Origin of the sequence: Roseovarius sp. EC-HK134 (assembly GCF_902498815.1) — a bacterium.
In the GTDB taxonomy this organism is placed as follows: domain Bacteria; phylum Pseudomonadota; class Alphaproteobacteria; order Rhodobacterales; family Rhodobacteraceae; genus Roseovarius; species Roseovarius mucosus_A.
Map to the genome: position 1 here is coordinate 22,171 of NZ_LR701533.1, position 12,082 is coordinate 34,252.

The following is a 12,082-nucleotide window of genomic DNA, read 5'->3' on the forward strand; positions in this document are numbered from 1 at the left end:
CCGCGCCGCTCAACTGCCGTCTCAGTACTTTCGGGAATGTGCGGAGCCTATGCGGCCGCAGTCACCACGATTTCAATCAGGACATTCTGTCCCAGGTCGGACACGCCGATTGTCGCGCGGCAGGGTAGATCTTCAGCCGGCAGCCAGGAGGTCCATACATCGTTCAATTCCGCCTTCTGGCTCATGTCCGTGATAAACACAGTCGCGGAAAGAAGCTTGCTTTTGTCACTTCCAGCGTCAGACAGTAGCTTCTCAATCTTTCCGCAGACCTCAGTTACCTGGGCCCGCATCGATGTGCCATTGACCTCGTCGGCAATCACGCCGCCCAGATAAACAACGCCACTGTGTTCAACGACCCGGTGCATGATCTTGGTCTTCTCGATGCGTTTAATCATTGTTTGTCCTTTCTTGGCTTGGGTACGAGAGCGTGCCTCGCGAGAAATCATTTGAGAGGGGGCTGCTTGGGATCCGGCGGCATCGTCCACAAGCCCGGCCAACTCACCCAAGGTCACCGGCTTGAAAGGAGGCCGGAAGCGGTAGTATCCGGTGACCTCTGGCTCCGACGAGTTGGCCGCGGACAGGAGGTCATTGACCGTCAAGCCGCAATACCTGCCCTGACAAGGACCCATTCCGGCGCGGCCGAAAGCCTTCGTCTGGTTCGGCCCGAGGCATCCGAGACGTGCAAATCCAGGGATCGTGCCGGCGGTGACCTATTCGCAGCAGCAGACTATGGTGTCGTCTGCGGGAGTCAGTTTTGCCTCCGCGGGCGAATAGGCGACGTCGAGAAAGGGTCGCGCTCGCAACTCGGCAGCCCTTGCCCTGCCCCCATACGAGGCCGAAGTTGCCGCGCGAATCCCGGAAATCAAGGGCACCTGCGTCAAGGACAATTACCCGATGCCGGTGGTGCGCGAGGCCCCAGGCAATCGACAAGCCGCCGCCGCCGCCGATGATTGTGAAATGGGCATCCATGATCCTGGTCCAGTCAAACAGGGAGAAGAAGAGGGGGCGGTCGGGCACCGCCCCCGCTATTGGCCGCTACTTTGCGAGCTGATCGAGGATCGGCTGCGCGAAGTCTGCACCTATGTCGTTGACGACCTCGGGCCAGACCTTCTCACGGACCGAGGTGGCGAGAGCGGAAAGCTCCTCCGACGTCAACTCGTTGATAGTGGCGCCGGCCTGGGCAAGCCGCTGCTCGAAAGTTTTCTGCTCGGTCGGCGCTACTTCCCAGCGCTTCGCCACGAACTCTGCAGCCGCCGTCTCTAGGTTGGCACGGGCGGTGTCCTCGAGCCCTTCCAGCACACCGGTATTGATGAGCAGGTACCAGACCTCGAAATGCGTGTTGGCTGGGATATAGCTCTGAGTCACATCGCGGAAGGAGGCGTAGTACCCCTCCGCCCCTGCACCGAGCACGCCGTCAACTACTCCGGTCTGGATGGCTGTGAAGGCCTCGGAAAACGGAATCGGCGTCGAGATGTATCCAATGGCCTCACCGAGCAGTTGGTAGCTTCTGATCGGCGGAACCCGGAGCTTGATGCCCTTCTTGGCGTCGGGATTCCCAGGCTCGATCGCATCGCGATTCAGGGCGATGCCCCCGAAATATACTGGGTAGGCGCCGAGAACGGTAATATCCTGCTCGGCGTAGAGCTTGGTCATCTCGGTGCTGATCGGGCCGCCGGGCCCGAAGGCCTTTTTGGCTGCCTCCCAATCTTCCACCAGGTACGGCATCACAGAGAGCTGCATTCTCCGATCCAAGCCCGTAGCAGGGGGCTGAAGCGCCATTTCGATGGCGCCAATCGAGACGCGTTCCTGAACCACCGTATAGTCGCCGAGGGCGCTGGCCGGATAAAGCTGGATCGTGGTTTCGCCTCCTGTCGTCTGCGCCACGGCCTCGGCAAACTCAGTAAGCTCCTGGTGAACGCTTGACGCCTGGGGGCGAATGTGACCTAGCTTGAGCTCTTCGGCCTTCGTCGCAGGTGCGAGAGTAAGTAGCGCAGCCAATGCAGCCGAGCCGAGAAGATAGTTTCTCATAGGGATTCCTCCTTGTTGCGGTTTTTCATGGTTAGTAGCCAAAGAAGCGGGGCAGAGAGAGGGAGAGGTCTGGCCAGAAGGCGGTCAGGAACACGACCGGCACGTATCCAAGTGCGAGGAAAAGCATGGCCGGCGGGATCACTTTCGTGACCTTAACGTTGCCAACGCGGGCGCCGAGATAGAGGATCGACGCGTAGGGTGGGGTCACACCACCCATGGCAGTATTCACACCCATGATTGCCGCAAATTGAACCGGGCTTACCTCAATGGCGGACATCAGTGGCAGGAGCAGTGGCGCGAGCAGGATGATCGCGGTGATGTCATTCACAATCATGCCCACGAGGAAAAGTAGCAAGTTCACGAGGATCAGCAGCAGCAGCTTGTTCTCGGTGATTTCGAATATCCCTTCGACGAGGGCCTGCGGGACGCCTTCTACTACGAATATCTGGCTGAGGATCATTGAAAAGAGGATCATCACCATGATCGTTCCGACCGAGGTTGCAGCTTCCCGGCCCGCCTCGAGGAAGTTGCTCCAGGTCAATCCGCGATAGATCAGGAAGCCGACCGGCACGGCGTAGATCACGGCGACCGCAGCCGCTTCGGTCGGTGTCATGATCCCGCCGTAGATGCCGCCGAGGATGATCACTGGCATGAGCAAGGCGGGAAAGGCGTGGATGCCGCGGCGCGTAGCTTCTCCAGAAAACGCGGCCAGCGAGGGCTTTTCATCCAACACCAGCGGGAATTTGCGTGCCATCCACAGGTTGATCACACTGAAATTCAGGGTGATGAACAATCCAGGGCCGAGCGTAGCGAGAAAGCAGGCAAGTATCGACGTGTCGGTAACCCAGCCATAAACAATCATCGTGACGCTCGGCGGGATCAGGAGCCCAAGGACCGAACTATTGGTAATGAGGGCAGTTGCGTATTCCCGCGGGTAGCCGCGGCGCTCCATCTCTGGGATCAGAAGCGGTCCGATCGCGGCCACACCCGTGAACCCAGAGCCGGAGATCGCGCCAATGACCGCGCAGCTCATGGTGGCTACTACACCTAGCCCGCCGCGGATGTGGCCGATAAAGACGTTTACGAAGCGCAGGAGGCTTGCCGCGATTCCGCTCGCGCTCATGATTGTGCCGGCGAGCACGAACAAGGGAATCGCGAGCAGAATTGGATTGCTCAATTGCTGCATACCCCAAAGGATGTTTCCCTTCATGGTAACGCCGCCAACTAGGCTCATCACCATGAGGGCAGCACCGAAGCACCAGGGCAGGGGAACGCCGAAGGTCAGCAAGACGACGAGCACTGCGATAGCAAGGAGTGCGATTTCAACCATGGAGCTTCTCCTCCGAGCTGTCGACCGCGATGGCTTGATAGTCGGCCTCGTGGGTGTCGAGCCCGCTGTAGTTCCCGGCTGCCAGCGCTCGGATGTTTCTGTAGAGGTGCCAGATCGTGTAGACAGCCATCAAGACGAGGGCGATCATCAGCGCGACGTCTGTATAAAATGTTGGAATGTAGAGGGTCGGGCTTTCCCGCCAGACCCGCAATGAGTAGCTGGTGTAATCCCAGGCCCACCAACTGAGCCATGTGATCACCGTGAGGCTGAGCACTTCCCCGACGATTGCGAGTAGCGCGTGGCCCCGAGCGGTCTTGATGAAGATCTCGAGCACGTTCGCGCGGATCTGAGTATTCTCGCGCGAAGCGTTGACCGCTCCGAGCATGTAGAGCCAAATCGTCGGGTAGAGTATTGTTTCCTCGAGCCCCATCACCGGGACTTGGAGAATGTAGCGGGTGATGACCTGCACGAACTGGCCGAGGGCCACCAGGCCAATCAGGGTCGTGAGGCTTACTCGTATCAGTTGTTCCATCGGCTTCCTCCAGTACATGCCCTCTTGTCAAAGCCAGTGCATAACGTCCAATTTGAAATATCTTGAAGTCCATAGATTCGCTTTATTGGAGGCGTTCGTGAACCTATCCTTCCGCCAGCTACAGACATTTCGCGAGGTGATGAGGGCAAACTCACTTTCTGAGGCTGCACGCTCCCTCGGCCGAACGCAGCCGGCAGTAAGCGCTATGATTGCGAGTCTCGAGTCTCAAATGGGTTTTCGGCTTTTCGAGCGGGATCGCGGTCGACTGGTCCCGCGACCCGAAGCTCATTATTTTTATGAGGAGGCCGATTATATTCTCGGTCGCCTTGCCCAGACGGCGCTGACCATGCGGCAGATCGGCAATTTCGAGGAAGGCCAGTTGCGTATCGTCTGCACGCCCGCGACCTCGATTTACTTCATGCCCAAGGTCGTCGCGCAATTTGTTCGCGACCGGCCCCGCTTAAAAGTGTCGCTGATGACGCGCTCGTCGAAGGTTGTCGAGGAATCGGTGGCATCGCAGCAATACGACATCGGACTAGCCGAAGCGCCGATCACACCGCGCGGAACGCTCGACACCTGCGCCTTCGCCATGCCGTGTGCCTGCGCGCTGCCGGCAGGCAGCCCTCTAGCACAGAAAGAATTCATCAGCCCGCCGGATCTGGCGGGGCATCCGCTGGCCCTGCTCTTTTCCGAACATCGAACCTGCCGCGACATGCTGACAGCTTTCGAGGAAGCCGGGGTGCTGCCGATACAACGTTTCGAGACGCTGACTTTCGCGGCGGGATTGCAATTGGTGGCGGAAGGTCTGTGCGTGTCGATTTGTGATCCAGTGACCGCCGCGAGCTATCACGTGCTGAACGGTGCTAAAGTGGTATTCCGCCCGTTCCGACCCAAGATCGAGTTGCCTCTCGTGGTGCTGACACCTACCTACAGGCCACCTTCCCTTGTAGCCGAGGCATTCGGGAAAGAACTTAAAGGCGCGCTTTCTGACCTGATCAAGGACTGGCACTAAACCGACATGGCTCAGACTAGGTGTTTTGAGCCCACGATTTGATGATGCGATCCATTCGCTTGAATGAAAGGGCGCACTATGGGACGAGTTCGGCACGGCAGCGCCATTACCACGCACGCCGTCAGAGCAGCAGTGAGAACGTCGATCCGGTCCGCTACATTCAGGAGATCGAGCTTGCGAACAAACCGCCGCACGGAGGCAGCATCAGCTCAGTTTGACGTTCGTCCCTTCGCGACGGGCGTTTTGACCTTGGCTGTTTATGCGTTCCAGACCGGTCGTGTACGCCAATCAGTTGGGAAACCCATTTTTGCGCGGTCGGAATCTGATTGTGCTTCGATCAGACTCCGCAGCCGATCTCGCCAAGTGCTGTCCGTCGCCTGCTTGTCCATCATGTGAAGCAGAACGACCAATATGTTGTAGAGCCGATTGTCGTTCTCTTCTTGCTCGCCCTCGGTCACCAGTACCAAGTCATTCTTGAAACGCTTGATCTTGGGCAGTCGTTTGACCGTCCTACGGTTCCACAGCCGTCCGTGATGTGCGCAGATGTTTCTGGTCAACGCCAACACTTGTAGAGTGCCCTCTACGATCTCTTTGGTTGGCAAGCCCAGATCACGTCCCACCCGCGACTTGATTGAATTGTCCTTTGTTGCCTGGAACCACTTCGAGAGCTCGCCAAGCGTCATCAATTCGGTTGCTGACCAAAGGGGCGGGGAATAGGGGTCCGTGTACTTGCCTTTGTGGTGCAAAATGAAGGTTTCTTCGGATTTTTCCACGGCCCGAGCGAGACGGACGAGCTGTTCGGCATGGTTCAAAAAGCCAGAGAACAGGCGGTGATCCAGATGGGCATGGGCACCGTGAGCATGTGCCATATGGTAGGTCCAGCGCGATCTCACATGCACTTCAACACGTTCGATTGCTTCCAGTACCAGGACGCGCAACCTTCGGTCGAAGACATACAGATCGGTTACTGCGCTGAGAGTTGCGCCGCTTTCGAAGACCTTGCTGCGCGCGTTTCCGTTTGCTGGAGGTTTTTCGAAGGGGAGCCAGTAGGCGCTCAGCCTGTAGTATCCGACGGTCTCAAGCCACTTCTTTGCAGTGTCATGATCGCCGACATCCATACCACGCTGGATGAGGAGCTGTAGTTGTTGCTCGATGCTTGAAGGCGTCTTCGTGAACTTCAAAGTATTGAGCAGACCCCTAAAAATAAGTAACCCCCCGGTATTGAGCTCGGCCTCTCGACCGGTCGCCTGGGGGGTGTTGTTGAGAGAGAGATATGTGCTGTTCGGATGAATGTCAACGTATCTGTACCCAACGGCCATTTGCGAACAGTAGTGCAAGGGCGCTCTCCGCATGGCCCATCCTGTCCGTTCGTGACCTCGTGCAGTAGCTCGAGGTCACGAACGGACAGGACCGCGCCCTAGTCTCCGGCCGGCTGCACCGGCCTTCGACCCGAGCCTGTCCTCCTCGCCCTCCCTGCGGCCCGAGTGCGCCGTGTCCGGTCTCTCCGAGCCCGCCCGCGGCGCGGCCGCATGGTCGTTCAAGAAGGCAAGTCTCGGCCCATACGGGTAACGGTCTTGTTATTCCAGCATTCGTCTGCACTGCCAAGCGCGCGTATCTCAATCGCCGTCTCATGAACGCGCTCAGTCAGAGGATTGATGCTCCAAGGCTCGAAGTTTTGTGCTAATTCAGGAGGTCCGGCGGCAGGGGGAGCGCGATAGATTTCCACCACGCATGTAAAGACCTGCGTTTCACTCGCGACAACAGTGAGGCTTTCTACGCTTCCATCAGCTACAAAATGATCAGCGATGTTCTCATCCAAGCAGCCGGATAGCAGGAAGATTGCAGTTAGCGGCCAAAATTTCATGTGGCTCCGGCCAGCATGAATATGGCCAATCCGATCAACATTACTACCATGTTGCAGGCCGCGATTGCGAGGAGTCTGCCGTTTCTTCCTCGGAAGAGTCCGGACATCCACTCAGCATCATAACCTCGCGGCATCGAACCCATCCCTTGTATGAGAGCCAACGCAATTATTACATGCAATGCGCACGATCCAAGAAAGACGATAAGGGCTATTTTCGAGAGCATCATTCCGGAACATTAGCCGTATCGCGAGTGTCCGCAAAGGGCTCGTTCCCGACTTTCGCCGCGCTCTCCACGAACGTCTGCTGTTGGACAAAAACCTATGGTCAAAACGGGCGGGACAAATACGGTCCTTTTTGCCGCCCTGCCCTGTCCCAAGTAGGATCAATCGCTTAGCCATGACAAAAACCCCCGGCAAAACCTTTGCGGTTTTGGCAGGTTTTTGTCACAGTGAGGCATGATCATTGGATATGCCCGCGTCAGCACTGACGACCAGAGCCTTGATTCACAGACTGACGCGCTTTCGGACGCTGGAGCCGGGAAGATTTTCGCGGACCGGATCAGCGGATCGAAGCGCGCTCGACCGGAGCTGGACAGGATGCTGGACCAACTCCGCAATGGCGACGTTGTGACCGTCACCAAATACGACCGCCTGGCGCGCTCGATGAAAGACCTGCTGGAGATTGTCGAGACGATCCGCGCGCGCGGAGCCGGCTTCCGGTCCCTGGCTGAGGACATCGACACGACGACGCCGGCTGGCCGTCTTGTGTTCCATGTTTTTGCTTCCATTGCCCAGTTCGAGCGGGAACGGATTTCAGAGCGGACCAGGGAAGGGTTGGCCTCGGCCCGCAAGCGGGGCCGGATCGGCGGCAGGCCCCCTGCCCTTACAGCCGCCCAGAAGGATGAGGTGCGACGTATGCGCGATGAAGAACAGCGAGCGATTTCGGAAATCGCGCGCTTGTTTGAGGTCAGCGAGAGGACAGTACGGCGCGCTTGAGTTCTACCGAGGACATGTTGATGATTTTGAAAGCAGCAAGAGATGTCAGAAATTGATGAGATTCCAGAACGTATCTTCAGGATGGCGTCAGATGCGCTAACCCAAGCCAACACTCACGCGATCTTCAATGGGCCTGGGGTGGAGCACTGGGCCAACATGTCCATCCTTGACGCGGCACACGCAGGTGAGCTGTTTCTAAAAGCTGTCATAGCACAAGCACACCCTCTATTAATTTTCCGAGACCTTTTTTCGCTTGATAAGTCTGGGCAAGAGCTGCTGGACATCAGGCACATCATTGAGCATGGCCGAACCTATAATCTGGAGCACCTGCCAAAGCTGCTTTGGGTGGTTCATGGGGAGCGCCTTCCAGACTTGGATAGCTTTGAAAAGCTACGAAAAGCCAGAAATGCGATTCAACATTTTTGCGCACCAGATATCGGTTGTCCGGGCGATCTAGCACTTACTTTCCTCTACCGAAACATTGACCCACTGATTAAGCGCCACTTCTCTGTTGACGCTGTAAACTTCATCGAACCCGATGAAATCGGCTATCTCGTCGAACATTTGATTCGTTTGGAACTGTCATTTTCAAGTTCTGAGGTTATTGAAATTTCCGAGTTCGTGATTTCAGAAGCACTAGCAAACGTAAGTGGTGCTTATCGGAAAAATGTTGAGCAGCGGATCTGTCAGTATCAGCGCGAGGACCCCAACGCTAGCTAAGTGAGCGGCGGATGTTTGGTGTAACAGGGTTCAGCTACAGACAGAGGCAAACCCCACGTTTGCTCTCCGCATGTTCTGGGCAGAACCACTTTCCCTGTTTGACGAATGCTGTTCAATGCATGAATGTCTGGTTGAAGTAGGTAAGCACAACCTAGGAGCGTCATGCCGGACTATACAGAAGACTGGCACCCTGGCAGTTTCACAAAGAATTTTGGCTGGGGAAAGGACGGTCGCGGCTTGGCGGAGCTGCACCAGGCCATTCGGGTCGGTTTCGGGGACGCAAAAAACGACGTTCCACGCGACGGCTTCCGTGAGCGCTTGGAAGCGCAAGGCATCAATTTTTACATCCCAGCAAATTTTTTCCTTTTCAACTACTCGAATGATACCGGAGACTGGATCGCTTTTGATGAGCTGGTATTTCAGGCTGTTTCCTTCGAGCATTCGGCTCACTTTGACCGACTTGCGCTTTTTGCCTTCAACCTCTCGCTGGTTGGTTCATGGCAAGGCGCACGACATTTTCAAAGACGGCCAGCTTTGTGGTCAAACCGATACATCGTTGAAAGATTGGCTCAGACACACAAATGGGATGTAACGAAAGTCAACGCCAACGACATCCAATCCTTCCTTGATGGAGACGAGCGGTACAAAGCGCAGACATCTCGGAAACTAAGCACTAATTTGAGTTTCTTGTATCAGATTGGCGGCTTGAGGTCGGTAGTCGCGGACACCATTGAAAGGTGGTGGATGAACGCTTCATTCCTAGCAGCGGATCGACTTTGTCACCTTCGATATGCTCGCCGGTTGACCATATCTTCAATTAGAGAAGCTCTAGATGAGTTCGATTTTACCCCGCTGGCAGGCGGTAAAAACGTCGAAAAATCATATGCACTTGGCCGTCTGTTAGAAATGTATGTGTCTGTAGGTGGCCCGGCCAGATTCACGCGCTCGATAGAGGCTATCAGCACTGGTAAGACAAACGATCCACGCCCCTACGGTTTAGTGGACAAAAAGCTTCCTAGAGCACCCAAATCCCTCCCAGCGGGTGTTGTGAACACAATGGAGTGGCTTGACGCTTCTTATGAACTTCTCGACCACGACGAATTAAGAGCTTTCGATGTTGATCTGTTCGTTAGAGAGGCGTCGGTGCGCGCGCTTTCGAATATTCGTGAGCGTGGTATCAAACCAACCATGAGTTCATCAGACCTCATGTCGCTAATGCGAGGCTGATTTGGAACCGACATCAGCCTGCCTGGATACATCCGCTCTTATAGCACTTCTTAATGACGGTGAGGACGCGCACACGGCGGTTTTGCGTGAATTCCAAAAGTACAAATCGAGCGGAATGGTATTTATCACCGAGGTCGTTTTCGCCGAAGCGTCAGCAGGAATGAGTTCTGCTGAAGAGCTCAGGTTGGCGCTAGACGAACTTGGTATCTCAGATCTGCGCGCAACTGATGAATGCCTGTTTTCTGCAGGCCAAGTTTTCAAGGAGTATCGACGTAGCAAGGGGACAGGGAAGAAGGACGGTGTCTTGCCGGATTTTATGATCGGTGCTGTAGCTAAGGCTAGAGGCGTCGCGCTAATCACATTGAACGACCGCGATTTTGTGAATAAGTTTAGCGACTTGGCTGTTATCAACCCTGTTAAGACATGACCCTATAAATGAGGTCGTTGGGAAATACGAATGTTTGAAACAAGCACTTACGATGATCCAGATGTCATGCCCATGGAAGCGCGTAATCACTGGTCATTCATGGAAACAAACTCAGCATCTGCGGTTATGAACGCTGTCTGTCCAGAAGAGTGGAAGGACATCATAAGTATCCTGTCAACGTATCGTCTGGAGCCGCAGTATTGGTTGCGCGCAGGCGGCAACAGGGGCGATATAGCAGAACAGATCGACACCGCATTTCACGAAAGAGGCTGGCAAGAAACTCGATTAGACCTATCCACAAAAGGGCTCTTGTTTTCTAAAGATTCTGAGAAAATTGGAGAGCTGCCCGAGGTGTATCAAGAAGGTTATCTAGTCGATAACTTTAAGAATAGGGTTGTTCTAGACGTTGAGTGGAACGCCAAAGATGGCAATTTAGATCGCGATTTGGCAGCATATCGCTCTTGGTACGAAGCGGGAGTGATATCAGCTGGCGTGATAATCACTAAAGACCGGCTACCACTTCTAAAACTGGCCCGCCAACTGTGGGCTGATTACCAAGAAACACTTCCAGAAGAACAACGCACCAAGAAGCTCCCGATCGACCTTACAACCTCAACCGTCACTGCCTTTGATAAAGCTCAGATGAGAGTGAGGCGCGGAGTTATGGGATCTTGTCCTGTATTGATTGTGGCTGCGAACGAGAACACATGGGATGGGACACCTTATCAGGCTACTTAACTACTCGGCCGCGGGCCGTCCGCGTTTCCTCATCGGTGTCTCCACCAATTCTAGCAACGATCTTACCCTTTGAATGGGATAACCCGTTTCTACGGCGAGATCCCTAATGCTTGCGCCAGCTTCATAACGAATGCCTATCTCCCGCCCGATTTCAGCCGCTACTGTCTCAGGAATTTGCTCATTGGTATGTAACGGAGGGAATATCTCGCCACCAGCGTACCCTTTATGAACTTGACCGCGAGGTGCCACCTCCTCCGAAGCCTCATCTCCCCATAGCGTCCACCCCTTCTGCGGGTGGCGGGCAAACATCTCCAGATAAGGACCTGGCGAACAGGCTTCTATCAAGCCGTACTGTTCATCTGGTTTACGTGAGTGCTCACGCTTGCGGGTTTCAATCATATTTACCTGTGACCTCGCTGGAGCGAGGGTCCGCATGGAGCCTTTGACCCCAAACAATAGGATCTCAGTTACGTTTCGAAAATAGAACCCCACTCCGCGACCATCTGGACCTCCATCTTTGCGGCGCTTTGCCCATATGATGTTTGATATATAACGGAACCCCCAAGCCTCCATAACGGCGAGGCCGTCTGGCAACAGTGCGTTCGGAACCCACAGATAAAGGTGTGCGTTCTTTGCGCAAACTTCTGAAACAGGGAGGGCTTTAATCCCCTCGAGGTCCATTGTCGAATAGCGGTCGAGACGACGATGCTCCGGGGCTACTTTGCCGGTACGGTTAGTAAAACGCCAAGGAGGGTCGGCTAACACCGTTGAGAACCCACCAACTACTTTAGGCAGAGCTGGGGGCTGTGCTTCTGGGCGCAACGGATCTGCATTTTTCTTAGACATATACCACTCCAGGATCTTTTATCAGATCTTTATAGTGCCACGTCCAGAATGACTAGCCCGAAAAGGCAATTTTAGTCCCCAAAATACCGTGGATGGACCCTGGTTAAGCAATGCCTCTGTAAAATTTCCACATTTTTTCAACAAGTTGGCCTTGAATGGTTCCCAGCTTTTCGGCTTCGCCAGATATTGCATGAAAACTTTCGGATGCAGCTGATGTACGCGCGGGCTTGGTTTTGGCCCCATCGGAAGGTTTCTTCGTAGAACCACGCTAAGGGAGAACGAAGCCTGAACATGGCTTACAGCGTGGCATTTCTGATCGCCTTGTAAGCTGTTGATCTGCCTATGCCGAGGTGTTTTGCGGC

Annotated in this window: 13 protein-coding genes and 1 pseudogene; 6 read left to right on the plus strand and 8 right to left on the minus strand. The window is 55.1% G+C overall.

Features of this window, described 5'->3' with window-relative positions; genetic code table 11:
• Window positions 1–47: 47 nt before the first annotated feature.
• The 4 genes from GC127_RS22995 to GC127_RS01090 form a co-directional block, all read right to left on the minus strand.
• On the minus strand, window positions 48–695 hold the full coding sequence (locus tag GC127_RS22995; protein ID WP_302848595.1) for a Rid family hydrolase: 648 nt from the start codon (window positions 693–695) through the stop codon (window positions 48–50).
• A gap of 340 nt (window positions 696–1,035) precedes the next feature.
• A complete protein-coding gene (gene dctP / locus GC127_RS01080) occupies window positions 1,036–2,028 on the minus strand; it encodes a TRAP transporter substrate-binding protein DctP (protein WP_081508735.1) in 993 nt (330 codons plus the stop codon).
• Window positions 2,029–2,059: 31 nt separating this feature from the next.
• Window positions 2,060–3,358: a TRAP transporter large permease gene (locus tag GC127_RS01085; protein WP_081508736.1), complete on the minus strand. Its 1,299-nt coding sequence runs from the start codon at window positions 3,356–3,358 to the stop codon at window positions 2,060–2,062.
• A complete protein-coding gene (locus tag GC127_RS01090) occupies window positions 3,351–3,890 on the minus strand; it encodes a TRAP transporter small permease (RefSeq protein ID WP_081508750.1) in 540 nt (179 codons plus the stop codon). The genes GC127_RS01085 and GC127_RS01090 overlap by 8 nt, the downstream gene beginning before the upstream one ends.
• A gap of 97 nt (window positions 3,891–3,987) precedes the next feature.
• Here GC127_RS01090 and GC127_RS01095 point away from each other — a divergent pair, with 97 nt between their 5' ends.
• A complete protein-coding gene (locus GC127_RS01095) occupies window positions 3,988–4,902 on the plus strand; it encodes a LysR substrate-binding domain-containing protein (RefSeq protein ID WP_081508751.1) in 915 nt (304 codons plus the stop codon).
• A 257-nt stretch (window positions 4,903–5,159) separates the two neighbouring features.
• Here the strand turns inward: GC127_RS01095 and GC127_RS01100 are convergent, their stop codons facing one another.
• Both GC127_RS01100 and GC127_RS01105 read right to left on the minus strand, forming a co-directional pair.
• A complete protein-coding gene (locus GC127_RS01100; protein WP_199861152.1) occupies window positions 5,160–6,254 on the minus strand; it encodes an Abi family protein in 1,095 nt (364 codons plus the stop codon).
• A 185-nt stretch (window positions 6,255–6,439) separates the two neighbouring features.
• Window positions 6,440–6,766 (minus strand): hypothetical protein, encoded by a 327-nt coding sequence (locus GC127_RS01105; RefSeq protein ID WP_087213779.1) that lies wholly within the window; start codon window positions 6,764–6,766, stop codon window positions 6,440–6,442.
• Between the two features lie 456 nt (window positions 6,767–7,222).
• Between GC127_RS01105 and GC127_RS01110 the strand changes: the two genes are divergently transcribed.
• The 5 genes from GC127_RS01110 to GC127_RS01130 all read left to right on the plus strand — a co-directional run bounded on the left by GC127_RS01110 (window position 7,223) and on the right by GC127_RS01130 (window position 10,874).
• Window positions 7,223–7,762, plus strand: a complete 540-nt coding sequence (locus GC127_RS01110) for a recombinase family protein (RefSeq protein WP_081508738.1) — start codon at window positions 7,223–7,225, stop codon at window positions 7,760–7,762.
• A gap of 42 nt (window positions 7,763–7,804) precedes the next feature.
• Window positions 7,805–8,482: a hypothetical protein gene (locus GC127_RS01115; protein WP_198385628.1), complete on the plus strand. Its 678-nt coding sequence runs from the start codon at window positions 7,805–7,807 to the stop codon at window positions 8,480–8,482.
• Window positions 8,483–8,644: 162 nt separating this feature from the next.
• Window positions 8,645–9,709, plus strand: a complete 1,065-nt coding sequence (locus GC127_RS01120) for a hypothetical protein (protein ID WP_081508739.1) — start codon at window positions 8,645–8,647, stop codon at window positions 9,707–9,709.
• Window position 9,710: 1 nt separating this feature from the next.
• Window positions 9,711–10,136 (plus strand): type II toxin-antitoxin system VapC family toxin, encoded by a 426-nt coding sequence (locus GC127_RS01125; protein ID WP_081508740.1) that lies wholly within the window; start codon window positions 9,711–9,713, stop codon window positions 10,134–10,136.
• A gap of 30 nt (window positions 10,137–10,166) precedes the next feature.
• Window positions 10,167–10,874 carry a BglII/BstYI family type II restriction endonuclease gene (locus GC127_RS01130; protein ID WP_081508741.1) on the plus strand — a complete coding sequence of 236 codons (708 nt, stop codon included), beginning with the start codon at window positions 10,167–10,169 and terminating at the stop codon, window positions 10,872–10,874.
• Between the two features lie 258 nt (window positions 10,875–11,132).
• On the opposite strand, the pseudogene GC127_RS01135 reads toward GC127_RS01130, so the two are convergent.
• Together GC127_RS01135 and GC127_RS22960 are read right to left on the minus strand one after the other, a co-directional pair.
• Window positions 11,133–11,696: pseudogene (locus tag GC127_RS01135) on the minus strand (MT-A70 family methyltransferase); the annotation flags it as partial.
• A 45-nt stretch (window positions 11,697–11,741) separates the two neighbouring features.
• The coding region (locus tag GC127_RS22960; RefSeq protein WP_217524457.1) for a hypothetical protein at window positions 11,742–12,082 on the minus strand (341 nt) is incomplete at its 5' end.

Coding starts and splice junctions, on each gene's coding strand:
- GC127_RS01105 (WP_087213779.1), bottom strand. CDS start 6,766: ATGAAATTTTGGCCGCTAACTGCAATCTTCCTGCTATCCGGCTGCTTG.
- GC127_RS01120 (WP_081508739.1), top strand. CDS start 8,645: ATGCCGGACTATACAGAAGACTGGCACCCTGGCAGTTTCACAAAGAAT.
- GC127_RS01100 (WP_199861152.1), bottom strand. CDS start 6,254: ATGCGGAGAGCGCCCTTGCACTACTGTTCGCAAATGGCCGTTGGGTAC.
- GC127_RS01085 (WP_081508736.1), bottom strand. CDS start 3,358: ATGGTTGAAATCGCACTCCTTGCTATCGCAGTGCTCGTCGTCTTGCTG.
- GC127_RS01115 (WP_198385628.1), top strand. CDS start 7,805: ATGTCAGAAATTGATGAGATTCCAGAACGTATCTTCAGGATGGCGTCA.
- GC127_RS01130 (WP_081508741.1), top strand. CDS start 10,167: ATGTTTGAAACAAGCACTTACGATGATCCAGATGTCATGCCCATGGAA.
- dctP (WP_081508735.1), bottom strand. CDS start 2,028: ATGAGAAACTATCTTCTCGGCTCGGCTGCATTGGCTGCGCTACTTACT.
- GC127_RS01090 (WP_081508750.1), bottom strand. CDS start 3,890: ATGGAACAACTGATACGAGTAAGCCTCACGACCCTGATTGGCCTGGTG.
- GC127_RS01110 (WP_081508738.1), top strand. CDS start 7,223: ATGATCATTGGATATGCCCGCGTCAGCACTGACGACCAGAGCCTTGAT.